This is a genomic window from Acidovorax soli, from assembly GCF_014207955.1.
Taxonomy (GTDB): Bacteria; Pseudomonadota; Gammaproteobacteria; order Burkholderiales; family Burkholderiaceae_C; genus Acidovorax; species Acidovorax soli_A.
Genome location: NZ_JACHLK010000012.1, coordinates 135,853 through 160,383, shown reverse-complemented (window position 1 = coordinate 160,383; position 24,531 = coordinate 135,853). Strand labels below are relative to the sequence as shown.

General features: G+C 68.0%; 23 protein-coding genes. 10 read left to right on the top strand and 13 right to left on the bottom strand.

Features of this window, described 5'->3' with window-relative positions; genetic code table 11:
• Nucleotides 1–42 precede the first annotated feature (42 nt).
• Both trxA and rho read left to right on the top strand, forming a co-directional pair.
• Nucleotides 43–375, top strand: coding sequence for a thioredoxin TrxA (trxA, locus tag HNP48_RS25375; RefSeq protein ID WP_184862384.1), 333 nt, complete (start codon nt 43–45; stop codon nt 373–375).
• Between the two features lie 266 nt (nt 376–641).
• Complete coding sequence (gene rho / locus HNP48_RS25370; protein ID WP_184862382.1) at nt 642–1,904, top strand: transcription termination factor Rho; 1,263 nt, start codon at nt 642–644, stop codon at nt 1,902–1,904.
• Between the two features lie 73 nt (nt 1,905–1,977).
• On the opposite strand, the gene HNP48_RS25365 is transcribed toward rho, so the two are convergent.
• Nucleotides 1,978–3,366: a CoA transferase gene (locus tag HNP48_RS25365; RefSeq protein WP_184862380.1), complete on the bottom strand. Its 1,389-nt coding sequence runs from the start codon at nt 3,364–3,366 to the stop codon at nt 1,978–1,980.
• Nucleotides 3,367–3,459: 93 nt separating this feature from the next.
• On the opposite strand from HNP48_RS25365, the gene HNP48_RS25360 reads away from it, so the two are divergent.
• The 4 genes from HNP48_RS25360 to HNP48_RS25345 all read left to right on the top strand — a co-directional run bounded on the left by HNP48_RS25360 (nt 3,460) and on the right by HNP48_RS25345 (nt 8,271).
• The gene (locus tag HNP48_RS25360) at nt 3,460–4,638 is read left to right on the top strand and encodes a citrate synthase family protein (protein ID WP_184862378.1); all 1,179 of its coding nucleotides are present in this window, start codon (nt 3,460–3,462) and stop codon (nt 4,636–4,638) included.
• Nucleotides 4,639–4,756: 118 nt separating this feature from the next.
• Nucleotides 4,757–5,017 carry a type B 50S ribosomal protein L31 gene (locus HNP48_RS25355; RefSeq protein ID WP_184862376.1) on the top strand — a complete coding sequence of 87 codons (261 nt, stop codon included), beginning with the start codon at nt 4,757–4,759 and terminating at the stop codon, nt 5,015–5,017.
• A gap of 180 nt (nt 5,018–5,197) precedes the next feature.
• Entirely contained in the window at nt 5,198–6,907 is a 1,710-nt protein-coding gene (locus HNP48_RS25350) for a hypothetical protein (protein WP_184862374.1), read from the top strand.
• Nucleotides 6,907–8,271 (top strand): MATE family efflux transporter, encoded by a 1,365-nt coding sequence (locus HNP48_RS25345; protein ID WP_184862372.1) that lies wholly within the window; start codon nt 6,907–6,909, stop codon nt 8,269–8,271. The genes HNP48_RS25350 and HNP48_RS25345 overlap by 1 nt, the downstream gene beginning before the upstream one ends.
• Here HNP48_RS25345 and phoR read toward each other — a convergent pair.
• From phoR to pstS, 7 genes are all read right to left on the bottom strand, one after another.
• A complete protein-coding gene (gene phoR / locus HNP48_RS25340; protein ID WP_184862370.1) occupies nt 8,228–9,580 on the bottom strand; it encodes a phosphate regulon sensor histidine kinase PhoR in 1,353 nt (450 codons plus the stop codon). The two genes, HNP48_RS25345 and phoR, sit on opposite strands and share 44 nt — an antisense overlap.
• 59 nt (nt 9,581–9,639) lie before the next feature.
• Complete coding sequence (gene phoB, locus HNP48_RS25335; protein WP_184862368.1) at nt 9,640–10,356, bottom strand: phosphate regulon transcriptional regulator PhoB; 717 nt, start codon at nt 10,354–10,356, stop codon at nt 9,640–9,642.
• A 15-nt stretch (nt 10,357–10,371) separates the two neighbouring features.
• Nucleotides 10,372–11,073 (bottom strand): phosphate signaling complex protein PhoU, encoded by a 702-nt coding sequence (phoU, locus tag HNP48_RS25330; protein ID WP_184862365.1) that lies wholly within the window; start codon nt 11,071–11,073, stop codon nt 10,372–10,374.
• Nucleotides 11,074–11,083: 10 nt separating this feature from the next.
• Complete coding sequence (gene pstB, locus HNP48_RS25325; RefSeq protein ID WP_184862363.1) at nt 11,084–11,869, bottom strand: phosphate ABC transporter ATP-binding protein PstB; 786 nt, start codon at nt 11,867–11,869, stop codon at nt 11,084–11,086.
• Nucleotides 11,870–11,889: 20 nt separating this feature from the next.
• Nucleotides 11,890–12,771, bottom strand: coding sequence for a phosphate ABC transporter permease PstA (gene pstA / locus HNP48_RS25320; protein ID WP_184862361.1), 882 nt, complete (start codon nt 12,769–12,771; stop codon nt 11,890–11,892).
• Nucleotides 12,768–13,730, bottom strand: a complete 963-nt coding sequence (gene pstC / locus HNP48_RS25315; RefSeq protein ID WP_184862359.1) for a phosphate ABC transporter permease subunit PstC — start codon at nt 13,728–13,730, stop codon at nt 12,768–12,770. Before pstC ends, pstA begins: the two co-directional genes overlap by 4 nt.
• 130 nt (nt 13,731–13,860) lie before the next feature.
• A complete protein-coding gene (gene pstS / locus HNP48_RS25310) occupies nt 13,861–14,901 on the bottom strand; it encodes a phosphate ABC transporter substrate-binding protein PstS (RefSeq protein WP_184862357.1) in 1,041 nt (346 codons plus the stop codon).
• A gap of 194 nt (nt 14,902–15,095) precedes the next feature.
• Here pstS and HNP48_RS25305 point away from each other — a divergent pair, with 194 nt between their 5' ends.
• The 4 genes from HNP48_RS25305 to HNP48_RS25290 all read left to right on the top strand — a co-directional run bounded on the left by HNP48_RS25305 (nt 15,096) and on the right by HNP48_RS25290 (nt 18,949).
• Nucleotides 15,096–15,587 (top strand): fasciclin domain-containing protein, encoded by a 492-nt coding sequence (locus tag HNP48_RS25305; RefSeq protein ID WP_184862355.1) that lies wholly within the window; start codon nt 15,096–15,098, stop codon nt 15,585–15,587.
• 27 nt (nt 15,588–15,614) lie between these two features.
• Nucleotides 15,615–16,805, top strand: coding sequence for an ABC transporter substrate-binding protein (locus HNP48_RS25300; protein ID WP_184862353.1), 1,191 nt, complete (start codon nt 15,615–15,617; stop codon nt 16,803–16,805).
• Nucleotides 16,806–16,875: 70 nt separating this feature from the next.
• On the top strand, nt 16,876–18,354 hold the full coding sequence (locus tag HNP48_RS25295) for a Ppx/GppA phosphatase family protein (RefSeq protein ID WP_184862350.1): 1,479 nt from the start codon (nt 16,876–16,878) through the stop codon (nt 18,352–18,354).
• Between the two features lie 52 nt (nt 18,355–18,406).
• Nucleotides 18,407–18,949 (top strand): hypothetical protein, encoded by a 543-nt coding sequence (locus HNP48_RS25290; protein WP_184862348.1) that lies wholly within the window; start codon nt 18,407–18,409, stop codon nt 18,947–18,949.
• Nucleotides 18,950–19,002: 53 nt separating this feature from the next.
• Here the strand turns inward: HNP48_RS25290 and HNP48_RS25285 are convergent, their stop codons facing one another.
• The 5 genes from HNP48_RS25285 to HNP48_RS25265 are packed head-to-tail and all read right to left on the bottom strand — an operon-like array spanning nt 19,003 to nt 24,509.
• A complete protein-coding gene (locus tag HNP48_RS25285; RefSeq protein ID WP_184862345.1) occupies nt 19,003–19,467 on the bottom strand; it encodes a histidine phosphatase family protein in 465 nt (154 codons plus the stop codon).
• Nucleotides 19,467–21,674 (bottom strand): polyphosphate kinase 1, encoded by a 2,208-nt coding sequence (gene ppk1 / locus HNP48_RS25280; protein WP_184862343.1) that lies wholly within the window; start codon nt 21,672–21,674, stop codon nt 19,467–19,469. Before ppk1 ends, HNP48_RS25285 begins: the two co-directional genes overlap by 1 nt.
• A gap of 38 nt (nt 21,675–21,712) precedes the next feature.
• Nucleotides 21,713–22,804 carry a glycosyltransferase family 1 protein gene (locus HNP48_RS25275; RefSeq protein ID WP_184862341.1) on the bottom strand — a complete coding sequence of 364 codons (1,092 nt, stop codon included), beginning with the start codon at nt 22,802–22,804 and terminating at the stop codon, nt 21,713–21,715.
• Nucleotides 22,801–23,682: a UDP-2,3-diacylglucosamine diphosphatase gene (locus tag HNP48_RS25270; RefSeq protein WP_184862339.1), complete on the bottom strand. Its 882-nt coding sequence runs from the start codon at nt 23,680–23,682 to the stop codon at nt 22,801–22,803. The genes HNP48_RS25275 and HNP48_RS25270 overlap by 4 nt, the downstream gene beginning before the upstream one ends.
• Nucleotides 23,682–24,509, bottom strand: coding sequence for a GNAT family N-acetyltransferase (locus HNP48_RS25265; protein WP_184862337.1), 828 nt, complete (start codon nt 24,507–24,509; stop codon nt 23,682–23,684). Before HNP48_RS25265 ends, HNP48_RS25270 begins: the two co-directional genes overlap by 1 nt.
• Between the last annotated feature and the right edge of the window lie 22 nt (nt 24,510–24,531).

Sequence of the window (24,531 nt, the reverse complement as noted above, 5' to 3'; positions counted from 1 at the left end):
ACGTACCCCGGTCCCAACCCGCCCAGATACAAGGAATACGCCATGGCCAGCGAACTCATCAAGCACCTCACCGACGCCAGCTTTGAAGCCGACGTACTGCAGTCCACCACCCCCGTGCTGGTGGACTACTGGGCCGAGTGGTGCGGCCCCTGCAAGGACATCGCCCCCCACCTCGACGACCTCGCCAAGACCTACGAAGGCAAGCTGCAGGTCGCCAAGCTGAACATCGACGAAAACCGCGAGACCCCCGCCAAGTTCGGCATTCGCGGCATCCCCACGCTGATGTTCTTCAAGGACGGCCAACTGGCTGCCACCAAGATCGGTTCCATGCGCAAGGAACAGCTGACGGCCTTCGTCGACCAGCAACTGGCCTGAGGCCTTTCTGGCTGCGGCTCCCCGGGCCGGGGCGCCGCAGCCTTCCCCCCTCCTTTCACCGCTGCTTGCATCTCTTCACATGCCCGCAGGCAGCGGCCCGGCCTTCCCGGATTTTTTCCTGTCATAATTCCAGCAGATCACCGGCTTGCACGCATTGGCAGCCGGTTCGAGAGATCCTCAGGCGCGCCGTGACTGCCATCAGCAGACCACCGGCGAACAGCCCCACTCCCCCGAGACACCTACCTACTCCGCCAAGGAGTCATTCCATGCACTTAAACGAACTCAAGGCACTGCACGTGTCTGAAGTCCTGAAGCAGGCCGAAGAACTCGAAATCGAAAACACGGGCCGGATGCGCAAACAGGAGCTGATGTTTGCCATCATCAAGAAGCGCGCCAAGGCAGGCGAGCAGGTGTTTGCGGACGGGGTGCTGGAAATCTTGCCCGACGGCTTCGGCTTTCTGCGCAGCCCGGACACGAGCTTCACCGCAAGCACGGACGACATCTACATCTCCCCCAGCCAGGTGCGCCGCTTCAACCTGCACACCGGCGACATGATCGAAGGCGAAGTGCGCACACCCAAGGACGGCGAGCGCTACTTTGCCCTGACCAAGCTCGACAAGGTCAACGACGGCCCGCCAGAGCAGAACAAGCACAAGGTGATGTTCGAAAACCTGACGCCGCTGTTCCCCAAGGAGCAGATGCGCCTGGAGCGCGATGTCAAGAGCGACGAGAACATCACCGGCCGCATCATCGACATCATCGCGCCCATCGGCCGCGGCCAGCGCGCGCTGATCGTCGCCCCGCCCAAGAGCGGCAAGACGGTGATGATGCAGCACATCGCCCACGCCATCACGGCCAACAACCCCGACGTGCACCTGATGGTGCTGCTGGTGGACGAGCGCCCTGAAGAAGTGACCGAAATGCAGCGCACGGTCAAGGGCGAGATCATCGCCTCCACCTTCGACGAACCCGCCGCACGCCACGTGCACGTGGCCGAGATGGTGATCGAGCGCGCCAAGCGCCTGGTCGAACTCAAGAAGGACGTGGTGATCCTGCTGGACTCCATCACCCGCCTGGCCCGCGCCTACAACAACGTCGTGCCCTCCAGCGGCAAGGTGCTGTCCGGCGGTGTGGACGCGGCCGCACTGCAGCGCCCCAAGCGCTTCTTCGGCGCCGCCCGCAAGGTCGAGGAAGGCGGCTCGCTGACCATCATCGCCACGGCCCTGGTCGACACCGGCAGCCGCATGGACGAAGTGATCTTTGAAGAGTTCAAGGGCACGGGCAACTGCGAAATCCACCTGAACCGCCGCCTGTACGAAAAGCGCGTGTTCCCCGCCATCGAGCTCAACAAGAGCGGCACGCGCCGCGAAGAGCTGCTGCTGGTGCCCGAGATCCTGCAGAAGACGCGCATCCTGCGCCAGTTCATGTACAACATGGACGAGATCGAGTCCATGGAGCTCATGATCAAGAACATGAAGGCCACCAAGACCAACGTCGACTTCTTCGACATGATGCGCCGCGGCGGCTGAGGCAGGCCCGGCACCACAGCTCAACGCCCCGCAGGCCCAACGGCCTGCGGGGCGTTGCCGCATCCGGGCCTGTCTACCAATGCGGCTGCGCAGAGCCCAATGCCAGCGCTGCCCGCTCCCAGTGCATGAGGGCACCCTGCACCACGAGCGGTGCACGCACCCGCCGGGCCGGGCCCCAAGCAGTGGCCTCCAGCGCACCACCCACATCGTCCGCCTGCTCGGGCGCCAGCGGCTCCACCGGGTGGCGCGCGGCAAACACCAGCCAGTGCGCCGTGCGCGCCAGGGACAGCTGCGCGGCGCAGCCCGCGCCCGTGGCCCGGCGGCGCGCCAGGCCCTGCACCACAGCCGCCGCCATCAGGTAGCCCGTGGCATGGTCGATGGCCTGCACCGGCAGGGGCATGGGCCGGTCGTGGCCGCCTTCGCGCATGCCGGCATCGGCGATGCCGGTGCTCATCTGCACTAGGCTGTCAAAGCCGCGCCGCTGCTGCCAGGGGCCGCTCCAGCCGTAGGCACTGAGCGACACGTCCACCAGGCCTGGGTTGAGTGCACGCCGCCGCTCGGCCCCCAGCCCCAGGGCATCGAGCGCGCCGGGCCGCAGGCCGTGCACCAGCACATCGGCCTGGCCCAGCAGCGCCTCGAGCACCTGGCGCCCCTCGCGCTGGCGCAGATCGAGCCGCGCACAGCGCTTGCCCAGCACGACCTCGGGCACGGTGACGGGCTCGTCCCAGCCGGGCGGGTCGATGCGCAACACCTCCGCGCCAAAGCCTGCGAGGAAACGGGTGGCCGTGGGGCCCGCGAGGATGCGCGTGAGGTCCAGCACGCGCACGCCGCGCAGAGGCCGCGCGGGATCGGCACGCCAGGCGGGCAGCGGCATCGCCGGCGCAAAGGCCTGCCAATGCACCAGGGGCTCAGCCCGCACGGCCAGCCCCTGCGCATGCTGCGCCCAGCCGTCGGTGCTGCGCATGGCGGCGGCGCAGCCGCCCCGCTCCACCAAGGCCGACTCCAGCGCATCGGCATCCCAGCGGGCCACGGCGCGCGCCACGGCTTCCCGGTCGGCCGCCACACCGAGCACGGCCAGGGCCGCCTCGCGGTGGTGCGGCGCATTGGTGTGCAGGCGCACCCAGCCATCGGCCGCGCGGTAGTCGCCTGCCACGGCATCCCACACCGGCGGCAGGGACCAGCCCTCGGGGCGAAGCGACATGCCGAACCAGAAAGAAGCAAGGCGCCGGTCCACCTGCACAGCGGGCCAGGTGCCCGCTGTCTGAGCGATGAGTCCGGCCACCGCCAGGCCCGCCACGCCGACCGAGGCGGCCGCCAGGTCGGTGACCGGGAAGACCGAGGGCAGGTCGCCATGGCCGGCCAGGGACAGATGGCGGCACTCCGATGCATCCCCCTGCAGGGCGGCCCAGGCCTCGGCCGCCAGCGCCAGGGCGCTTTCCGGTGTGACTCTGTGTTCGACCATGGCCAAGCTCCTTGAAAAGGCTTCCCAGATTAGGCAGACAGAATTTATTGTCAATATTGATTTATATTTTCAACATTATTTTGCCTGCCGCCCATGCCCAGCTACCTCACCGCTGCCCAGACTGCCGAGCGCCTGGGCGTCTCGCGCGCCACGCTGTACGCCTATGTGAGCCGCGGCCTGCTGCACGCCCACCCCGGCCCCACGCCGCGCGAGAGCCGCTATGCCCTAGCCGATGTGGAGATGCTCGCGGGCCAGCGCAAGCGTGGCCGCAAGCCGCGCGAGGTGGCCAAGGCCACGCTCAGCTGGGGGCTGCCGGTGCTCGAGTCGGCCATCACGCTGATCGAGGATGGGCAGTTGTACCTGCGCGGCGCCCGCATCGACACCCTGGCCGCATCGGGCAGCGTGGAGGCCGTGGCGGCCCTGCTGTGGCAGTGCAGCGAAGCCAGCGCATTCACCGCACAACCGCCGCCTTCGCCGCCGCTGCTGGCCCAGGGCCAGGCCCACCTGGCCAGCGTGCGCCCCGAGGAATCGCTGCTGCCCCTGTTCACCATGGCCAGCGAGGATGGACCCACCGCCTCCTGGCAGACCTCGCCCGAACGCCTGGCCGAGGGCTGCGGCGCCCTGGTGCGCCTGCTGGCGGCCTGCCTGCTGGGCACGGCGCCCGCCTCGGCACCGCTGCATGAGCAGTGCGCGGCCGCCTGGGGGCTGGACGACCAGGGGGCCGACCTGGTGCGCATGGCGCTGGTGCTGTGCGCCGACCATGAGCTCAATGCCTCGGGCTTCACCGCGCGCTGCGTGGCCTCCACAGGCGCCAGCCTGCGCGCGGCCGTGGTGGGAGGCCTGGCGGCACTGACCGGGGGCCTGCACGGCGGCGCCACGGCGCGCGTGGAGGCCCTGTGGGACGAACTGGGCCATGCGCCGGCCCAGGCCCTGCGCCAGCGCCTGGCGCGCGGCGAGGCGCTGCCCGGCTTCGGGCACCACCTGTATCCCGAGGGCGATGCGCGCGCCCGGATGCTGCTCGGCCGCATCCTGCCTGCGCAACCCGACTGGGCCGGCTGGATCGACGACGCCCGGGGCCTGGTGGGCCAACACCCATCGCTCGACCTGGCGCTGGTGGCCGTACGCAGGCACCTGGGGCTGCCGCCGGGCAGCGCCTACGGGCTGTTTGCCCTGGGCCGCTCGCTCGGCTGGATCGCCCATGCGCTGGAGCAGCGCAGCGGCCAGGCGCTGATACGCCCCCGCGCCGCCTACACCGGCCCGCGCCCGCCTTGAAAAATTTGGTTGGCAGGTTATAATGGAGGGCTTTTATTGCGGAAAGTACGCTGGATGCTCCACGGCGCAGAGGTTGCACCGGGTCCTGCACGGCTCCCGCACTTGACAAGGATTGATCATGAAAGAAGGCATTCACCCCAACTACCGCGAAGTGCTGTTCGTGGACCTGTCCAACGGTTTCAAGTTCGTGACCCGTTCCTGCGTGAACACCAAGGAAACCGGCAAGACCGACGACGGCCGTGAGCTGCCCCTGTTCAAGCTCGATACCTCCAGCGAATCGCATCCCTTCTACACGGGCACGCAAAAGTCCGTGGACAACATGGGCGGCCGCGTGGAAAAGTTCCGCAACCGCTTCGGCAAGACCGCTGCTGCCAAGTAAATCTTCGCAGGCAGTGCGCCGACAGAAAGGCAGCCCGGGCAACCGAGCTGCCTTTTTTCATGCCCGCGCCATGCACTGTGACCCGGGTTACCAGATTTACCCTGACCGCTACCGCCTGCTGACGGAACCTGTGCGCTTATCCCTTATTCTTGGCGGCTCCCTGAAGCCCCCGACCAACGCGTGAACCCACCCACCCCGGCCATCGTTACCCAGAATGCCGTGCGGCCGCTGCCGCGCTGGGCTTTGATGCTGCTGTGCATTGCCTATGTGATCCCCGGCTTCGTGGGCCGCGCGCCGTGGAAGAGCGCCGATATCACCGCCTATGGCTACATGCTGGAGCTGGCGCAGGGGCGCACCAGCTGGCTCAACCCGCTGCTGGGTGGCATGGCACCCGAGACCGAGGGCCTGCTGCCCTACTGGATCGGCGCCCTGGCCATCCAGTGGGCACCGGCCTGGCTCTCGCCCGAGATGGCTGTGCGCCTGCCTTTCGCCGCACTGCTGGCGCTGACCTTCATGGCCACCTGGTATGGCGTGTACTACCTGGCACGCAGCCCGGGCGCGCAGCCCGTGGCCTTTGCCTTCGGCGGTGAGGCCAACCCGCTCGACTATGCGCGCGCCATTGCCGATGGCGCCCTGCTCGCCCTCATCGCCTGCCTGGGGCTGGCCCAGCTCTCGCACGAGGTCACGAGCTACCTGGTGCAGTTGAGCTGCACCGCCTTCCTGTTCTTCGCCTTCGCAGCCCTGCCCTACCACGCCGGCAAGGCGTGGGCGGCCATGTTCGTGGGGGCGTTCGGCCTCACGCTTGCCGGGGCACCGGCGCTTACAGCGCTGCTGGGTGCCAGCGGCGTGCTGCTGGCCCTGCACCTGCCGGGCAAGGACGAGCGCCAGTGCAAGGCCTGGGCGGTGGTCACCGTCCTGGTCATTGTGGCTGCAGCGGCGCTGGCCTGGCAGCTCGACCTGTGGCGCTGGCGCATTGTCAGCACCGAGGGCGGCGGCAAGGAATGGGCGAGCCTGGCGCGCCTGCTGATCTGGTTCGGCTGGCCCGCCTGGCCCCTGGCGCTGTGGACGCTGTGGCGCTGGCGCAAGCAGATCGCCAGCCGCCAGTGGCACCGCCACCTGCTGCTGCCGCTGTGGTTCACCGCCGTCTCCGTGGCGGCCACCATCACCACGCAGCCGGCCGACCGCGCCCTGTTGCTGGGCCTGCCTGCGCTGGCGGCGCTGGCCGCATTCGCCTTGCCCACGCTCAGCCGCAGCATGGGGGCCCTGATCGACTGGTTCACGCTGCTGTTCTTCAGTGTCTCGGCACTGGCCATCTGGGTGATCTGGATCGCCATGCAGACCGGCGTGCCCGCCAAGCCGGCCGCCAACGTGGCCAAGCTGGCGCCGGGCTTCGTGCCCCAGTTCTCGGCGCTGGCCCTGGCGGTGGCGCTGGCCGCCTCGGTGGGCTGGTGCGCCCTGGTGTGGTGGCGCGCCTCGCGCAACCGCGCGCCGATCTGGAAGAGCCTGGTGCTGCCGGCCAGCGGCGCGGCCCTGAGCTGGCTGCTGCTCATGAGCCTGTGGCTGCCGCTGCTGGACTTCGCGCGCAGCTATGTGCCACAGATGCGGGCCGTTAGCGCCGTCCTCGGCCCCAGCCCCGGCTGCGTGCAGACCGTGGGCCTGAGCCGCGCCCAGGTCGCGGCCCTGCAGTACCACGCCGGCCTCACGCTGCACCCTGCCAACCTGGCGGTGACGGGCTGCGAGTGGCTGGTCTCGGACATCGCCTCCTGGCCCGCCCCGGCATCCACGGTCGACGCGCTGCAATGGGAGCGCGTGGCCACCGTGGCGCGCCCCACCGACAAGACCGACTTCCTGGTCCTGTTCCGCCGCATCGAGACCGAAGCCAAACCCTGATGAGCGAGCTGTCGACCATTTCCCGCCACGCCGTGACGGTGCTGGCCGGGCAACTGGCCGTGATGGCCTTCGGCGTGGCCGACACCATCGTCGCCGGCCGCTACAGCGAAGCCTCGCTGGCTGCGCTCTCGGTGGGCTCGGCCATCTTCATCAGCGTCTATGTGGCGCTGATCGGGGTGCTGCAGGCGCTGATGCCGGTCTGGGCCGAACTGCGCGGCGCCGGGCAGCAGGCGCAGATGGGCGCATCACTGCGCCAGTCGCTCTACCTGTGCGCCGTGGCCAGTGCCCTGGGCATGGCCGTGCTGCTCTCGCCCGGCGCCCTGCTGCGCTGGACCGAGGTGCCCGACACCCTGCGCGGCGAGGTCGAGAACTACCTGGCCGTGCTGGCCCTGGCACTGCCGCCAGCGCTGCTGTTCCGCATCTACAGCACACTCAACCAGGCCCTGGGCCGGCCCCAGTTGGTGACCTGGCTGCAGGTGGGCTCGCTGTTCATCAAGGTACCACTGTCGATCTGGTTCACCTTTGGCGGCGCCGGCCTGCCCGCGCAGGGCGCCGTGGGCTGCGCCTGGGCCACGCTGGTGGTCAACTGCAGCATGCTCGCCCTGGCGCTGTGGCTGCTGCGCACCCAGTCGCTGTACCGGCCACTGGCCCTCTGGCAGCCGCTGGAGCGCCCGCACTGGCCCACCATCGCAGGCTTTGCGCGCCTGGGCGTGCCGGCCGGCCTGGCGGTGATGGTGGAGGTGACCTCCTTCACCCTCATGGCCCTGTTCATCGCGCGCCAGGGCACCGTGGCTTCGGCTGCGCACCAGATCGCGTCCAACCTGGCGGCGGTGCTCTACATGGTGCCCTTGTCGCTGTCCATTGCCACCAGCGCGCGTGTGAGCTACTGGCTGGGCGCGGGCGAGCCGCTGCGCGCACGCCAGGTCGGATTGCTGGGGCTGCGCCTGGCCTGCACCATGGGCCTGGCCCTGGCAGCGCTGATGTTTCTCGGGCGCAACCACCTGGGTGTACTGTATTCGTCAAACACGCAGGTGGTGGCGGTCACGGGCGGCTTGCTGGCCTGGGTGGCGGCCTACCATGTGGCCGATGCGCTGCAGACCCTGTGCGTGTTCGTGCTGCGCTGCTACCGCATCACGGTGGCGCCGCTGGTGGTCTATTGCACCCTGCTGTGGGGTGCCGGCCTGGGCGGCGGCTACCTGCTGGCCTACCAGGGCCTGGGGCCCTGGGCCGCCATGGCCACACCGGCCACCTTCTGGGCCGCCAGCGCCGTTGCCCTGGCCGTGACGGCGGCCCTGTTCGCGGCCATGCTCTGGCGCGCGATCAGGCTGCCAGTGCCTGCGGCGCTGGCGCGCGCAGCCGGTTGACCGGAAAGGTCACGCAAAAGGTCGAGCCCTTGCCCAGGGTGCTCTGGATGTTGAGCGTCGCGCCATGGCGCTGCAGCACATGCTTGACGATGGCCAGGCCCAGGCCCGTGCCTCCGGTCTCGCGCGAGCGGCTGCGGTCCACCCGGTAGAAGCGCTCGGTCAGCCGCGGGATGTGCTCGGGCGCAATGCCAGGCCCCGTGTCCTGGACCGAGAACGTGGCCGAGCCATCGTCCTTGCGCACCCAGCTGACCGTGATCGTGCCACCCGCCGGCGTGTAGCGCACGGCGTTATTGATGATGTTGGACAGGGCGCTCTGCAGCTCGGCCGGCACGCCGGCAATGTCGCCCTGGGCCAGCAGCTCGGCCTTGCCGGGGAACAGCAGGGTATGGGGGCGCTGCTGGGTCTGGGCGAGCAGGGCTGACAATGCACGGCTTTCTTCCTCACAGCGCTGCACCAGGCCCTGCACCGGCGTCCATTCGGCCATGCCGGGCGGCGGGCTGCCCTCCAGGCGCGACAGCGTGAGCAGGTCCTGCACCACGCTCTGCATGCGCGCCGCCTGCTGGGACATCATGCCCAGGTAGCGCGCGCGCTCATCCTGCGCCAGCGGCAGGGTCTGCAGGGTTTCGACAAAGCCCATGAGCACCGTGAGCGGTGTGCGGATCTCGTGCGAGACGTTGGCCACGAAGTCGCGGCGCATGGCCTCGGCCTGCTCCAGCGCCGTCACGTCGCGCGAGAGCAGCAGGGTGCGCCCGTCGCCGTAGGGATGCAGCTGCACCGAGATGCGCACCGGGCGCGAGGACGTGCTGAAACGCCCCTCCAGCACCACATCGTGCGTGAAGTCCTGGGCCGTGTAGTAGGCGGTGAATTCGGGGTCGCGCACCAGGTTGCCGATGGACTGCATGACGTCGCGCTGCGCATCGAAGCCGAACTGGCTGGCCGCCATCTGGTTGCACCATTCGATATGGCCCTGCGCATCGAGCAGCACCACACCGTTGGGCGTGGCCTGCAGCGCCGCCAGGATCTCCTGCAGGCGGTTCTGGCTGCTTTGCACCTCCTGGGCCTGCAGGCGCAGCAGGCGCCGCGCCCGGTCGGCCGCCTCGCCCCACATGCCGCGCATCACCGGGGCGCGCGACAGCTCTCCCGTGCGCAGCCAGCGCAGCACGCGTGCGCCACGCAGCAGATCCCACACAAACCAGGCCCAGGCCGCAATCGCCGCACCCAGGGCCGCCCCCCAGGGCCCTCCCTGCCACCAACCGAGTCCGCCGCCGGCGATTTGCCAGAGCAGAAAATACGTGAATCGCCAAAGCATGCAGCGTGCAAAGCCTTTTTTCTGAAAACCAGGGGCGCCCTGCGGCGCCCCGTGAACCGTCAGGCTTGCAGTGGCTGCACCTGAGGTTGCGATTGCGCCGTGAGCCGGTAGCCGGCGCCGCGCACCGTCTCGACCATCACCGACGCGGCGCCCAGCGCCTCGCGCAGGCGCTTGACGTGCACGTCCACGGTGCGCTCCTCGATGAAGACATGGTCGCCCCAGACCTTGTCCAGCAGCTGCGAGCGGCTGTGCACGCGCTCGGCATGCTTCATGAGGTAGTGCAGCAGCTTGAACTCGGTGGGCCCCACCTTGAGCTGCTGGCCCTGGAAGGCCACGCGGTAGGTGCCGGCATCGAGCACCAGCTCGCCGATGGTCACGCTGTCGCTGACCTGTTCGGGCGCGCGGCGGCGCAGCACGGCGCGGATGCGCGCCAGCAGCTCCTGCGTGGAAAAGGGCTTGGTGACGTAGTCGTCGGCACCAGCGTCCAGGCCCGCCACCTTGTCCGGCTCGTCGCCACGGGCCGTGAGCATGAGGATGGGGATGGCCTTGGTGCGCGCGTCGGCACGCCACTTGCGCGCCAGCGACAGGCCGCTCTGGCCGGGCAGCATCCAGTCGAGCAGGATCACGTCGGGCAGCACGGCATCGAGCTCGCGCTGGGCCGAATCGCCATCTTCGGCCCAGAAGGGCTGGAATCCGTTGTGCCGCAGGTTGACCGCGATCAGCTCGGCGATCGCGGGTTCGTCTTCGACAATCAGAACTCGGGGTAACTTTCTCATACAGCGTTCACGGGCCTACAGCACGGCCGATTCGATTTCATCAAGGGCCGTATGGCGCACGTCCTTGCCCTTGACCAGGTAGATGATGAGTTCGGCCACATTCTTCGAATGGTCGCCGATGCGCTCGATGGCCTTGGCCAGGAACAAGAGATCCAGGCTGGGAGAGATGGTGCGCGGGTCTTCCATCATGTAGGTGACCAGCTTGCGCACGAAGCCGTCGAACTCCTTGTCGATCAGGTCGTCTTCCTTGAGGATGGAGACGGCCATCGCGGTGTCCAGGCGGGCGAAGGCGTCGAGCGTCTTGCGCAGCAGGCCCGAAGCCAGGTCGGCCGCCATGCGCAGGTCGCTCGAGGGCAGCGAGCGGGCGGCGCCGCTCTCGATGATGGAGCGCACCATGCGCGCCATCTTGTTGGCCTCGTCGCCCATGCGCTCGAGGTTGGCCGTGGCCTTGGAAAAGGCCAGCAGCAGGCGCAGGTCGCGCGCGGTGGGCTGGCGGCGCGCGATGATGGACGACAGTTCGTGGTCGATCTCCACTTCCATGGCGTTCACGCGCACTTCGATGGCGGCCACCTGTTCCACGGCCTCGATGCTGAACTGCGACAGGGCGTAGACCGCCTGGCGGATCTGCGACTCCACGAGCCCGCCCATCTCCATGACGCGGGCGGAGACGCTGTTGAGTTCGGAGTCGAACTGCGACGAAAGGTGCTTGTCGGGCATTGCTGTCTCCTTAGCCGAAACGGCCGGTGATGTAGTCTTCGGTTTCCTTGCGCTGCGGCTTGAAGAACATCTGTTCCGTCTCACCGAACTCGACCAGGTCGCCCAGGTACATGTAGGCGGTGTAGTCGCTGCAGCGCGCGGCCTGCTGCATGTTGTGGGTCACGATGACCACGGTGTAGTCGTTCTTGAGCTCGGCAATCAGCTCTTCGACCTTGGCGGTCGAGATCGGGTCCAGCGCCGAGCAGGGCTCGTCGAGCAGCAGCACTTCGGGCTTGATGGCAATGCCGCGGGCAATGCACAGGCGTTGCTGCTGGCCGCCGGACAGGCCCGAGCCGGTCTGGTTGAGCTTGTCCTTGACCTCGTTCCACAGGGCGGCCTTGCGCAGGGCCCATTCGACACGGTCGTCCATGTCGGTGGCGCTCAGGTTCTCGAACAGCTTCACGCCGAAAGCGATGTTGTCGTAGATCGACATCGGGAAGGGCGTGGGCTTCTGGAACACCATGCCGACCTTGGCACGCACCAGGGCCACGTCCTGCTTGCTGGTCAACAGGTTTTCACCGTCCAGCACGATCTGGCCTTCGGCGCGCTGCTCGGGATAGAGCTCGAACATGCGGTTGAAGGTGCGCAGCAGCGTCGACTTGCCGCAGCCCGAGGGGCCAATGAAGGCCGTGACCTTGTTCTCGGGAATATCGAGGTTGATGCCCTTCAAGGCATGGAACTTGCCGTAGTAGAAGTTCAGATCACGCACCGTGATCTTGGACTTGGCGGGCGCATCGGTCTTGAGAATGGCGGACATGCTTGTCTTTCTTGCAGGGCTTACTTGTGGCGGGTCAGGACCCGCGCCAGGATGTTCAGGCCAAGGACGGCGATGGTGATGAGGAACACACCGGCCCATGCCAGTTGCTGCCAGTTCTCATACGGGCTCATGGCGAACTTGAAGATGGTCACCGGCAGGCTGGCCATGGGCTTGGAGAGGTCAGCGTTCCAGAACTGGTTGTTCAGCGCGGTGAACAGCAGCGGAGCGGTTTCGCCGGCGATGCGGGCCACGGCCAGCAGCACACCGGTGATCACGCCGGCACGCGCAGCGCGCAGGGTCACCATGGTGATGACCTTCCACTTGGGCGTGCCCAGGGCGTAGGCGGCTTCGCGCAGGCTGGCCGGCACCAGCACCAGCATGTTCTCGGTGGTGCGGATGACCACCGGAATCACGATCAGCGCCAGCGCCAGGATGCCGGCATAGGCCGAGAAGCTCTTGAAGCGCGCCACCACCACGGCATACACGAACAGGCCGATCACGATGGAGGGCGCCGAAAGCAGGATGTCGTTGACGAAGCGCGTCACCGAGGCCAGCAGGCTCTTGGTCTCGTACTCGGCCAGGTAGATGCCGGCCATGATGCCGATGGGCGTGCCCACGAAGGTGGCCAGCATCACCATCACGAACGAACCGAAGATGGCGTTGGAGATGCCGCCGGCCTCGTTGGGTGGTGGCGTCATCTGCGTGAACAAGGCCACGCTCAGGCCACCCAGGCCCAGGCGGATGGTTTCCCACAGGATCCAGATCAGCCAGAACACGCCGAAGGCCATGGCGGCCAGCGACAGCACCAGGGCGATCTGGTTGACGCGCTTGCGGCTGTTGTAGCGCGCCTGGCGCTGCTGGGCCAGGTCGGCCGCAGAGATCAGTTGCTGCGCGGTGCTCATGAACGGGCTCCTTCACTCTTTTGCAGGCGGGACAGCAGGATCTTGGAGCACGACAGCACGACGAAGGTGATGAAGAACAGGACCAGGCCCAGGTAGATCAGCGAGGCCTGGTGCAGGCCCTCGCCGGCTTCGGCGAACTCGTTGGCCAGCGCCGAGGTGATGCTGTTGGCCGCCTCGAAGACCGACAGCGAAGACAGCTGGTTCATGTTGCCGATGACGAAGGTCACGGCCATGGTCTCGCCCAGCGCACGGCCCAGGCCGAGCATGATGCCGCCCAGCACGCCGGTCTTGGTATAGGGCAGCACCACCTTCCACACCACTTCCCAGGTCGTGGAGCCCAGGCCGTAGGCCGACTCCTTGAGCAGGGCCGGCGTGACTTCGAACACGTCGCGCATCACCGAGGCGATGAACGGGATGATCATGATGGCCAGGATGATGCCGGCCGACAGGATGCCGATGCCCACCGGGGGGCCGGACACCAGTGCGCCCAGGAAGGGAACGCCGTTGAACAGGGCCTGCAGCGGCTGCTGCACATAGGTCGCGAGGATGGGGCCGAACACCATCAGGCCCCACATGCCGTAGACGATGGAGGGAACCGCAGCCAACAGCTCGATGGCCGTGCCCAGGGGGCGCTTGAGCCAGGAGGGCGACAGCTCGGTCAGGAACAGCGCAATGCCGAAGCTCACCGGCACGGCGATCAGCAGCGCGATCGCAGAGGTCGTCAGCGTGCCATAGATCATCACCAGGCCGCCGTACTCGTTCTGCACGGGGTCCCAGACGCTGCTGGTGAGAAAGCCCAGGCCGTACTTGGCGATGGACGGCCAGGCACCAACCACCAGCGAGGCCAGGATGCCCAGCAGCAGGAGCAGGGTCAGCACGGCCGCACCGCGCGCCAGGAAGCCGAACAGCTTGTCGGCCACCACGCCGGAAATGAGGGGTCGGTGTGGGGAAGGGGGCATTTTCTCAGTACGCAAGGGAGCCGTCACAAGGGACGGATTGTCGCGGACCGGCATCGTTGTGGACACGTTGTTTGCCTTGAATTCAATGGATTTGAAGTTGAAGGGCCGGCTTATCGCCGGCCCTGTCAAATTACTTGAACGCTACGGCCTTGCCGGAGGTGTCCTTGATGTCACCCCAGGACTTCTGGATGATGGCCTTGACGCTGTCGGGCATGGGCACGTAGTCCAGGTCGGCGGCGGTCTTGTCGCCCTGGGCATAGACCCAGTCGAAGAACTTCAGGGCCGTGGTGGCCTGGGCAGGCTTGTCCTGCGACTTCTGCATCATGATGAAGGTCGCGGACGTGATGGGCCACGAATCCTTGCCAGGCTGGTTGGTCAGGATCTGGTAGAAGCTCTTGGCCCAGTCGGCACCGGCGGCAGCGGCCTTGAAGGTCGCATCGTCGGGCGAGACATAGTTGCCAGCGGAGTTCTGCAACTGCACATAGGTCAGCTTGTTCTGCTTGACGTAGGCGTACTCGACGTAGCCGATGGAGTTGGGCAGGCGGCCCACGAAGGCGGCAACGCCTTCATTGCCCTTGCCACCCGCACCGGTGGGCCACTTCACGGCCGTGCCTTCACCGACCTTGGACTTCCACTCGGCGTTGACCTTGCTCAGGTAGTTGGTGAAACCGAAGGTGGTGCCCGAGCCGTCGGCGCGGTTCACCGGGGCGATGGCCGCGTCAGGCAGGTTCACACCGGGGTTCAGGGCCTTGATGGCCTCGTCGTTCCACTTGGTGATCTTGCCCAGGTAGATGTCGCCCAGGACCTGGCCGCTCAGCTTCATCTGGCCGGGAGCGATGCCCTTGATGTTGACCACGGGAACGATGCCGCCGATCACGGTGGGGAACTGCACCAGGCCCTTCTTGGCCAGGTCTTCGTCCTTCAGGGGAGCGTCCGAAGCACCGAAGTCCACTGTCTTGGCTTCGATCTGGCGCATGCCGGCGCCCGAGCCCACCGACTGGTAGTTGATCTTGACGCCCGTGGCCTTGTTGTAGTCAGCCGCCCACTTGGAATACAGAGGCGCCGGAAAACTGGCGCCTGCGCCGGTGGCTTCCTGCTGCGCCATGGCCTGAGAGAACGCACCAGCAGCGACCACACCAGCAACAAGGACCCGAATCGCGGACATTTTCATGGAGATACCTCTTGGGATGAATGAATTGGGATGAGGCGACTCTAGGACCCGTATGTGACATTGTCGTGACACACAGATCGGTTGTCACACATCCGTTTCCTCCGTACAGGCGTTTACGTTTGTCATCCAGCTGTCACGGTGCCTGCTTAGTCTCCCGCCACCGAGATGAATCGGCCACCTACCTGGAGAATCACATGTTCCGCCGTTACGCACTGCAATCCGCCCTCGCCCTGGCTGCGGCCGCCGCCCTGGCCGGCTGCGCCAGCACCGGTTCCGCCCCCGCATCCCTGGACAGCACGATTGCAAAGACGCCGTCGCTGAGCACTTTCAACAAGCTGGCGGCCCAGGCCGGCCTGGCCGACACCCTCAAGGCCGCCGGCCCCTATACCGTGTTCGCGCCTTCGGACGATGCCTTCAAGGCCATCCCGGCCAAGACCCTGGCCGACCTGCAGGCCAACCCGGCCCAGCTCAAGGCCGTGCTCAACCACCACATCGTGGCGGGCAACGTGACCGCCGCCGCCGTCAAGCCCGGCGCCACCAAGACCCTGAACGGCTCCGACGTGGCCCTGGCGCGCGCCGGCACCTTCGTCACGGTGGAAGAAGCCATGGTGGAAAAGGCCGACATCGTGGCCACCAATGGCGTGGTGCACGTGGTCGACCGCGTGCTGATGCCCCCCAAGAAGTAAAACGCACTGCCGCCCGCAGCACCGCACATGACACGCACACCCCGCACCAGCCAGCCCGGCGTCCTGCGCCGCCACTGGCTGCAAGGGGTGGCGGCCATGGGCCTGGCCGGCCGCACCTGGGCCCAGGGGACGGAGCCCTCCGCCAAAAAGACGGATGGCGAGCGTCCCCACGTGGTGGCCCAGGTGGCCGACCTGTCCCCCGACCAGCAGGACGTGAGCCGCGACTTCCTCGTGGGCTCGCGCACCGCCTGGCAGGAGATCAATGCCAGGGGGGGTGTCCACGGCCGCCCCGTGCAGCACCTCACGCTGGAGACCGATGGCACCCCGGCCAGCCTGCAGGCCGTCTGGCAGACCGCGCACAAGCAGTCCGCCTGCATCGCCCTGTCGGGCTGCGTGGGCAATGCAGCGGCCAGCGGCCTCATCGCCCTGCAGGCCAAGGCGGCGCCGGACTCCCCGCTGCCCATCGTCGCCCCCTGGCTGCACGACACCACGGCAGTGGCCAGCGCCACAGGCCCCGCAGACTCCGTGTTCGACATCTTTGCCGGGCAGGAGGCACAGATCACCCATGCCATCAAGAACCTGGCAACCATGGGGGTTCAGACCGTGGGCGTCACCTACGCCAGCCCCGGCGTCCAGCGCCAGTCACAGGCCATGGTGGCGCATGCGGCAAAGGCCATGTCGCTCAAGGTGCAGACCATCCCCCTGCCCGCTGCCAGCGCGAAACCCGGCGCAGGCCACCGCGTGGAGCAGACCATCATCCTGTTCATCGGCGGCACGCCGGAGCTGTTCTCCTTTCTGGACCAGCTCACCGTGCCCCAGGGCCGCCAGTGTTATGTGGTGGCGCTGGCCGATGTGAATCTGCAGGTGCTGGCGCAGATGGGCCCCACGGCGGCCAAGGCCTCGGTCATCGTCACCCAGGCCGTGCCCATGGTGAATGCCAGCCTGCCCGTGGTGCGCAGCTACCGCGATGCGCTGGCCCGCCTCTACGACGAGCCCCCCTCCCCGCTGGGTCTGGCGGGCTACATCGCCGCGCGCTACACCGCCGAGGTCATGGCCGGCATCAGCGGCCCCATCACCCGTGCCGGCATGCTGGCCGCGCTGCAAAAGCGCGCCGCACTGAACATCGGCGGCTATACGGTCAGCTACCAGGGGCGCCAGCGCGCCGGCGCCTACGTGACCCAGGCCATGCTCACCACGGCGGGACGCATCATTGGCTGAACTCGGCGCCAGACGCCGGCCCGGGTGCTATGCTGGGCCGAAAGGAAAACAGCGCACGCCGCGCACCACCATGCACAACGGAACACTGCTCGCTGCCGTGGATCTGGGATCCAACAGCTTTCGCCTTGAAATCGGCCGCTACGAGCACGGCCACATCCAGCGCGTCGAATACCTCAAGGAGACCGTGCGCCAGGGCAATGGCCTGGACGAGAACCGCAACCTGAGCACCGAGGCCATGCAGCGCGGCTGGGACTGCCTGGCCCGCTTCGGCGAGCGCCTGGCGGGTTTTTCGCGCACGCAGGTGCGTGCCGTGGCCACCCAGACCCTGCGCGAGGCGCGCAACCGCGAGGAGTTCATCGCGCGCGGTAGCCAGGTGCTGGGCTACCCCATCGACGTGGTTTCGGGCCCCGAAGAGGCCCGCCTGATCTACCAGGGCGTGGCGCGCCTGCTGCCCCAGTCCGACGAACGGCGCCTGGTGGTGGACATCGGCGGACGCTCCACCGAGCTCATCCTGGGCCAGCAGTTCACGCCCCATGCCGTGGCCTCGTTCCGCGTGGGCAGCGTGGCCTGGTCCACGCGCTACTTCGCCAACGGCGCCTTCACGCCCCAGGCCTTCATGGCCGCCGAGATTGCCGCCAAGGCGGTGCTCGACGAGGCCCTGGCCACCTTCCGGCCCGATGGCTGGGACGTGGCCTATGGCTCCTCGGGCACGGCCGGTGCCGTGGGCGACATCCTCACCGCCGCGGGCGGCCCCGAAGGCCTGATCACGCGCGAGGGCCTCGATTGGCTGCAGGAGCGGCTGCTGCGCGCGCAGAGCGCCGACCGCATCCGCCTGGACGGCCTCAAGGACGAGCGCCGCGCCGTGATCGGTGGCGGCATCAGCGTGCTGCGTGCCGTGTTCGACCTGCTGCAGATCGAGCAGATGCAGGTGGCCCAGGGCGCGCTGCGCCAGGGCGCGCTGTACGACCTGCTCGACCGCGAGCAGCCCGGTACCGACCTGCGCAGCACCACGGTCCACGGTCTCATGCAGCGCTTTGGCGTGGAGGTGGAGCATGCCGAGCGCGTGGCACGCATCGCCTGCCAGCTCTTCGACCAGGCCGCGCCCGCCGGCAGCGAACGCGCATCGCGCAAGCTCGACTGGGCTGCGCGCCTGCACGAAATCGGCTGCCGCATCTCGCACAGCGACTACCACCGCCACGGCGCCTACATCCTGGACCACACCGATGCCGCAGGCTTTGCCATGCCCGAGCTGCACCGCCTGGGCCAACTGGTGCTGGGCCAGCGCGGCAAGGTGCGCAAGCTCGATGTGGACCTGACCGACGCAGGCTTTGCATTGCAACTGCTGTGCCTGCGCCTGGCCGTGGCCTTGTGCCACGCGCGCCGCGACCCCGACACCGAAGGCCTGCAACTGCAACTCAAGGGCAACCGATTCCTGCTGGCAGCGCGCCGCGGCTGGGCGGCCGGCTACCCGCAATCGGCCCACCTGCTGCGCGAGGAAATGCTGGCCTGGCAGAAGACCCCGTGGGAGCTGGTGGCAGAGCTGCCGTGACGCCGGAATGAAAACGGTATAAACTGTTTATACCGTTTTATTTTCCGCAATCATGACCACCACTGCACCCGCGTCCGCCCCCGTCACCCCCACCGCTGCTGCCGCCCCGGCCGCAGCCCCTGCGGCCAAGGCACCTGCCGCCGCAAAGAGCACCGCCAAGGCCGCCAAGGCGCCCAAGAAGTCTGCAGCGGCCAAGCCTGCTGCCGCAGCCCCCAAGAAGGCTGCCCCCAAAGCCCCCGCCGCCAAACCGGCCACCAAGACCAAGGCCGCAGCCGCCCCCGCCGCAAGCAGCAAGCCCGCTGCCGCCGTGGCCCCCGCCAAGGAAACCAAGGCCAAGAAGCCCAAGCTGGTGCGCGACAGCTTCACCATTCCCAAGGACGAGTACGCCGTGGTCGAGACGCTCAAGCAGCGCGCCGCCACGCTGGCCCAGCCCGCCAAGAAGAGCGAACTGCTGCGCGCCGGCCTCAAGCTGCTGGCCGGCCTGTCCGATACCGCCCTGCGCAGCGCCCTGCAGGCGGTGCCGTCGATCAAGACCGGCCGCCCCAAGGCCGAGGAACCAGCAGCCAAGCCTGCCGCCAAGAACGGCCGTAAATAAGAAAGCGGCCCTCGGGCCGCTGCGGGATGGTGATGAAAGTGCCGCGGCCCGGGTCAGACGAATTCGGGCGACTGCACGGCCATCAGCACCGTCTGGCTTGCATCCAGGCGCTGGCGCTGGCGCAGCCACCACACGGCGCCTTTGCGCACCGCGCACTCGGGCGCCTGCATGCCCAGCAGCTGCGCAATGGTCTGGCCGAGCACGGGCTGGTGGCCGATGATCAGCACGGCGCCACGCGCGCGCGGCCACTGGGCCAGCTCCAGCAGATCCTCGGTGGTGCCGCCGGGCAGCAACTCGGCACGCATCTTGAACTTGCGCCCCAGTGCATCGGCCGTCTGTTCGGTGCGCCGTGCAGGGCTGGCCAGCACGCGCAGGCCCTCGGGCAACTGGCGGTCCAGCCAGGCGGCCATGCGTGCCGCCTGCTTTTCGCCGCGCGGCGTGAGCGCACGGGTCAGGTCGTCCGAGCCGTCCTCGGCTTCTTCGGCCTCGGCATGGCGCCACAGGATCAAATCCATCATCACGTTCCTTGCTGCTGCTCCACCCGCGCCACGGGCGCGGGCGGCCCATAGCGCACCATGAGCGCCGCCTGTGCGCCCTGCCCGTCTTCGGGATGGGGGGCCCGGGCATAGGTGCCATCGGGGCCCAGTGTCCACGCATCGCGGTCATCGTGCAGGTAGGCCACCAGGCACTCGTCCACGATCTGGCGGCGCAGGCGCGGCTCGGTCACGGGCCAGGCCAGTTCCACGCGGCGCATCATGTTGCGGTTCATCCAGTCGGCGCTGGACAGGTACAGGTCTTCCTCGGCGCCAGCGCGGAAATAGAACACGCGCGTGTGTTCCAGGAAGCGCCCGATCACCGAGCGCACGCGGATATTGTCGGTCACGCCCGGCACCTGGGCTGCGAGCATGCAGGCACCGCGCACGATCAGGTCGATGCGCGCGCCGCGTTGGCCGGCCAGGATCAGGGCGCGCATCAGCGCCTCATCGGTCAGCGCGTTCATCTTGGCGACGATGCGCGCATCCTCTCCCCGGCTGGCCGCCAGGCCCACCTGCTCGATCTTCTCGATCATGCGCCGCTGCAGGTGGAAGGGCGCGAGCAGCAGCTTGCGCAGCTTGGGGGGCCGGTTCTGGCTCGCCAGGTGGTTGAACACGCCGTCCATGTCGGCGGTCGTGTCCTCATCGGCCGTGAGGTAGCTCAGGTCGGTGTACAGGCGCGCCGTGCGCGGGTTGTAGTTGCCGGTCGAGAGGTGCCCGTAGCGGCGCAGCTGGCGCCCCTCGCGGCGTGTCACCAGCAGCATCTTGGCATGGGTCTTGAGCCCCACCACGCCATACACCACCTGGGCGCCGATGGATTCGAGCGCCTCGGCCCAGTTGATGTTGGCCTCTTCGTCGAAGCGCGCCTTGAGCTCCACCACGGCCATGACCTCCTTGCCGCGGCGCACGGCCTCGGTCAGCAGGTCCATGAGCGCAGAGTCGGCGCCCGTGCGGTAGATGGTCTGCTTGATGACCAGCACCTGGGGGTCGTTGACCGCCTCGCGCAAAAAGGCCAGCAGCCCGTCGAAGCTCTCGAATGGCTGGTGCATGAGCACGTCGCGCTTGTTCAGCTGCTCCATGATCGACACCCCGGGCACCAGTTGGCGCGGCCAGGCCGAGCGCCAGGCCGGGAACAGCAGCGCAGGGTCGTTCACCAGGTCCACCAGCTGGGTCAGGCGCACCAGGTTCACCGGGCCGTGCACACGGTACAGCGCCGGCTCGGGCAGATCGAACTGTTCGAGCAGGAAGCGCGAGAGGAACTGCGAGCAGCCGGCCGAGACCTCCAGCCGCACGGCCTGGCCGTAATGGCGGTGCTGCAGGCCCTGGCGCAGTGCCGTGCGCAGGTTGCGCACATCTTCCTCGTCGAGCGCCAGGTCGGAGTGGCGCGTGACGCGGAACTGCGAGAACTCCGTGACCTCGCGCCCCGGGAACAGGTCGGCCAGGTGCGCACGGATGATGCTCGACAGGCTCACGAACAGCGATTCGCCCTTGGCGGCCAGGCGCGGCGGCATGCGCACCAAGCGCGGCAGCGCACGCGGCACCTTGACGATGGCCACCTCGTTCTTGCGGCCGAAGGCATCGTGCCCATGCAGGCGCACGATGAAGTTGAGCGACTTGTTGGCCACCTGCGGAAACGGGTGGGCCGGGTCGAGCCCCACCGGGATCAGCAGCGGGCGCACCTCGCGCATGAAATACTCGTGCACCCAGGTCCGCTGCGCCGCCGAGCGCTCGCCGTGCGAGACGATGCGGATGCCATGCCGCGCGAACTCGGGCACCAGGGAGTCGTTGTACAGCGAGTACTGGCGCGCCACCAGGTCATGGGCCTTGGACGACAGGGCCACGAAGGAGGCCTCGGTATAGACCCCCTTGCCCTCACCGCTCTTGGCGGCCGTCAGGTGGGCGGCAGCGCGCACCTCGAAGAACTCGTCGAGGTTGGACGAAACGATGCACAGGTAGCGCAGGCGCTCCAGCAGGGGCACGTCGGTGCGCACGGCCCAATCGAAGACACGCTCGTTGAAGCCCAGGATGCTGTGGTCCCGGTCCAGGAACATGGGCGCCCCGGGCACCGCCACCGGCGCCACGGCCGCAGGCGCAGGCTCGCCCCCCGCCGCTGCGGCGCTGGCGTTTTCCTGGCGGTCATCGGGGCTGTCACATGGCGAAATCACAGGCGTTCTGGAGAAAAAGGAAGGCATGGGCACTCGAAAGCCGCGGGAGCGGGTGCCTGCAGTATTTAACGGCCAGATGACAGTGATGTGACAGTTTTTGTGACAGAAACCGCTTCGTCATCTCCGCGCGGGCGCGCCGGAACCAGGAATTGCTGGAACAGCCGGGCCGCATGGGCCCAGGTGAACTCCAGCGCCCGGTTGCGTGCCTCGTGGCGCGGCACGGCCAGCGCGTTCTGGGCGGCAGTCATCAGGTCCGCGTGCAGCACCCCGCCGCGCGCCTGGCCGCCCGCATGGGCGCCCAGCACCTCCATGGGGCCGTCCTCGAAGTAGGCGGCCACGGGCGTACCGCAGGCCATGGCCTCCAGCATCACCAGGCCAAAGGTCTCGGAACGGCTGGGAAAGACGAACACGTCGGCCGCCGCGTACACGCCCGCCAGAGTGGCCCGGTCCAGGATGCCCAGCCAGCGCGCCTGGGGGTAGCGGGCCTTGAGCCGCTCCTCCAGCGGCCCCACGCCGCAGATCACCTTGCTGCCGGGCATGTCCAGTTGCAGGAAGGCTTCGATGTTCTTCTCGTACGAGACACGCCCCACGTACAGGGCCACCGGGTGGGCCAGGGCCCCCACGAGCGGGTGCGGCGTGGTCTCGCCCCGGTAGCTGAAGGCCGCCGTGTCGACCCCGTGTGTCCATTGCCGCAGATTGCGGAAACCGCGCCGCTCTAGCATCTTGAGCACGCCCACCGTGGGCACTATCACGCCCGAGGAAGGCCGGTGGAAATGGCGGAACAGTGCATAGCCCAGGCCCAGCGGAAGGTGCATTGCCGCCTGCAGGATCTCGGGAAAGCGGGTATGGAAGGCCGTGGTGAAGGCCAGCTTCCTGCGCAGGCAGTAGCTGCGCCCGGCCCAGCCGATGGGGCCCTCGGTCGCCAGATGGATGGCATCGGGCTGGAGTTCGTCCAGCATGCGCTCTATTTCGCGCCCGGGACGAACGGCCAGGTCGATCCCCGGGTAGCCCGGGCAGGGACGCGTCTTGAACAGGCCGGGCTGGATCACCTGCACCTGGTGGCCGGCCCCCTCCATGTGGCGCACCAGTTCCACCAGGGTGGTGACCACGCCGTTGATCTGCGGCGCCCAGGCATCGGACAACAAGGCGATTTTCATACGAGCATCTCGCTGCTGTGGGGTTGCTTGCCGGCCGCCTGGTGGCCGGGCACGGTGTGCCACTGCACCAGTTCCAGGCGGCCATCCATGTGCTCGACCAGGGCGGTGTGGCTTTCCACCCAGTCGCCGTCGTTGCAGTACAGGGTGCCGTCGATCTCGCGCATCTCGGCACGGTGGATGTGGCCACAGACCACGCCATCATGGCCGCGGCGGCGCGCCTCGGCGGCCACGGCCACCTCGAAGTCGGTCACGTAATTGAGCGCCGTCTTCACCTTGCCCTTGAGGTAGGCCGAGAGCGACCAGTACGGCAGGCCCATGCGCGCGCGCAAGGTGTTCAGGTGCCGGTTGAGCTTGAGCGTGAACTCGTAGAGGTTGTCGCCCACATAGGCGAGCCACTTGGCGCACTGGATCACGCCGTCGAAGTAGTCGCCATGCGTCACCCACAGGGTGCGGCCATCGGCCGTCTTGTGCACCGCGTCCTCCACCACCTCGATGCCGCCGAAGGAGTGGCCGACGAAGGCGCGCGCGAACTCGTCGTGGTTGCCGGGCACGAAGACCACACGGCAGCCCTTGCGCGCGCGGCGCAGCAGCTTCTGCACCACATCGTTGTGGGCCTGGGGCCAGAACCAGCGGCGGCGCAGCTGCCAGCCGTCCACGATGTCGCCCACCAGGTACAGGTGCTCGCTCGGGTGGTGCTTCAGGAAGTCGAGCAGGCCCTCGGCCTGGCAACCGGGCGTGCCCAGATGCAGGTCGGAGATGAACACCGCGCGCAGCTGGCGGTGGCCGGGGGGATGTGCGTCGTCGGCGTCGGCGGCAGTGTCCTGCCCACCTGCCATGTGCGCAGTCCAGTCGCCGAGCGCGTCGAACGCGGCACGCATCAGGCCCCCAGAAAGTGCTTGCGGTAGCGGGGGTGCAGGTCTGCCAGGCGCATCAGCATGGGCAGGTCTGCGGTGTTGAAGTCCGGGTCCCAGGCCGGGGCTCCCAGCACCCGCGCCCCCAGGCGCAGGTAGCCCTTGATCAGGGCCGGCGGCTCCACGAAGACCGAGCCGTCGAGGCGTTCGACGGGCAGCGGCAGGCGCGGCAGCACGTGGTATTCGATGGGGGCCAGGTGCGTCTGGCGCACCTGGTTCCAGATGCTGGCGGCCGCGTCGCCGCTGATCACGCCGTTGTGCAGCATGGGAATGCTGGCGCAGCCGATCATGGTATCGAGCTGGTTGCGCACCATGAAGTCGGCCAGGGCGCTCCACAGTGCCATGATCACGCCGCCGTGGCGGTGCTCGGGGTGCACGCAGCTGCGGCCCAGCTCCACCATGCGCGGGCGCAGGGTGCGCAGGCGGGTCAGGTCGAACTCGGTGTCGCTGTAGGTGCTGCCCACGCGGCGTGCCTGGGCGGGAGTCAGGACCCGGTAGGTGCCAATCACCTGCTGGGTGCCCGCATCGCGCACCAGCAGGTGCTCGCAGTAGTCGTCGAACAGGTCCACGTCGTGGCCGGGAACGGGGGTCGTCAATCGAGCGCCCATCTCCCCGGCAAACACATCGAACCGGAGCTTTTGTGCCTGGCGCACCTCGTCGGTGTGGCGCGCCCAGGCGACTTCGACCCCACCCCGCGCCATCGCGCCCGCCACCGCGGACTCTGGGCGCTGGAGGGCAGCCCCGGGGGCGGTGAGGGGAGACAGCGGCAAAATCGGGTTGGGCAAATCGCTCATGGATCAACTCCTTGGTACAGGG

What these genes read in the sequence shown, in the direction of transcription:
- trxA (WP_184862384.1), top strand. Translation starts at nt 43, where the DNA reads ATGGCCAGCGAACTCATCAAGCACCTCACCGACGCCAGCTTTGAAGCC.
- rho (WP_184862382.1), top strand. Translation starts at nt 642, where the DNA reads ATGCACTTAAACGAACTCAAGGCACTGCACGTGTCTGAAGTCCTGAAG.
- HNP48_RS25365 (WP_184862380.1), bottom strand. Translation starts at nt 3,366, where the DNA reads ATGGTCGAACACAGAGTCACACCGGAAAGCGCCCTGGCGCTGGCGGCC.
- HNP48_RS25360 (WP_184862378.1), top strand. Translation starts at nt 3,460, where the DNA reads ATGCCCAGCTACCTCACCGCTGCCCAGACTGCCGAGCGCCTGGGCGTC.
- HNP48_RS25355 (WP_184862376.1), top strand. Translation starts at nt 4,757, where the DNA reads ATGAAAGAAGGCATTCACCCCAACTACCGCGAAGTGCTGTTCGTGGAC.
- HNP48_RS25345 (WP_184862372.1), top strand. Translation starts at nt 6,907, where the DNA reads ATGAGCGAGCTGTCGACCATTTCCCGCCACGCCGTGACGGTGCTGGCC.
- phoR (WP_184862370.1), bottom strand. Translation starts at nt 9,580, where the DNA reads ATGCTTTGGCGATTCACGTATTTTCTGCTCTGGCAAATCGCCGGCGGC.
- phoB (WP_184862368.1), bottom strand. Translation starts at nt 10,356, where the DNA reads ATGAGAAAGTTACCCCGAGTTCTGATTGTCGAAGACGAACCCGCGATC.
- phoU (WP_184862365.1), bottom strand. Translation starts at nt 11,073, where the DNA reads ATGCCCGACAAGCACCTTTCGTCGCAGTTCGACTCCGAACTCAACAGC.
- pstB (WP_184862363.1), bottom strand. Translation starts at nt 11,869, where the DNA reads ATGTCCGCCATTCTCAAGACCGATGCGCCCGCCAAGTCCAAGATCACG.
- pstA (WP_184862361.1), bottom strand. Translation starts at nt 12,771, where the DNA reads ATGAGCACCGCGCAGCAACTGATCTCTGCGGCCGACCTGGCCCAGCAG.
- pstC (WP_184862359.1), bottom strand. Translation starts at nt 13,730, where the DNA reads ATGCCCCCTTCCCCACACCGACCCCTCATTTCCGGCGTGGTGGCCGAC.
- pstS (WP_184862357.1), bottom strand. Translation starts at nt 14,901, where the DNA reads ATGAAAATGTCCGCGATTCGGGTCCTTGTTGCTGGTGTGGTCGCTGCT.
- HNP48_RS25305 (WP_184862355.1), top strand. Translation starts at nt 15,096, where the DNA reads ATGTTCCGCCGTTACGCACTGCAATCCGCCCTCGCCCTGGCTGCGGCC.
- HNP48_RS25300 (WP_184862353.1), top strand. Translation starts at nt 15,615, where the DNA reads ATGACACGCACACCCCGCACCAGCCAGCCCGGCGTCCTGCGCCGCCAC.
- HNP48_RS25295 (WP_184862350.1), top strand. Translation starts at nt 16,876, where the DNA reads ATGCACAACGGAACACTGCTCGCTGCCGTGGATCTGGGATCCAACAGC.
- HNP48_RS25290 (WP_184862348.1), top strand. Translation starts at nt 18,407, where the DNA reads ATGACCACCACTGCACCCGCGTCCGCCCCCGTCACCCCCACCGCTGCT.
- HNP48_RS25285 (WP_184862345.1), bottom strand. Translation starts at nt 19,467, where the DNA reads ATGATGGATTTGATCCTGTGGCGCCATGCCGAGGCCGAAGAAGCCGAG.
- ppk1 (WP_184862343.1), bottom strand. Translation starts at nt 21,674, where the DNA reads ATGCCTTCCTTTTTCTCCAGAACGCCTGTGATTTCGCCATGTGACAGC.
- HNP48_RS25275 (WP_184862341.1), bottom strand. Translation starts at nt 22,804, where the DNA reads ATGAAAATCGCCTTGTTGTCCGATGCCTGGGCGCCGCAGATCAACGGC.
- HNP48_RS25270 (WP_184862339.1), bottom strand. Translation starts at nt 23,682, where the DNA reads ATGCGTGCCGCGTTCGACGCGCTCGGCGACTGGACTGCGCACATGGCA.
- HNP48_RS25265 (WP_184862337.1), bottom strand. Translation starts at nt 24,509, where the DNA reads ATGAGCGATTTGCCCAACCCGATTTTGCCGCTGTCTCCCCTCACCGCC.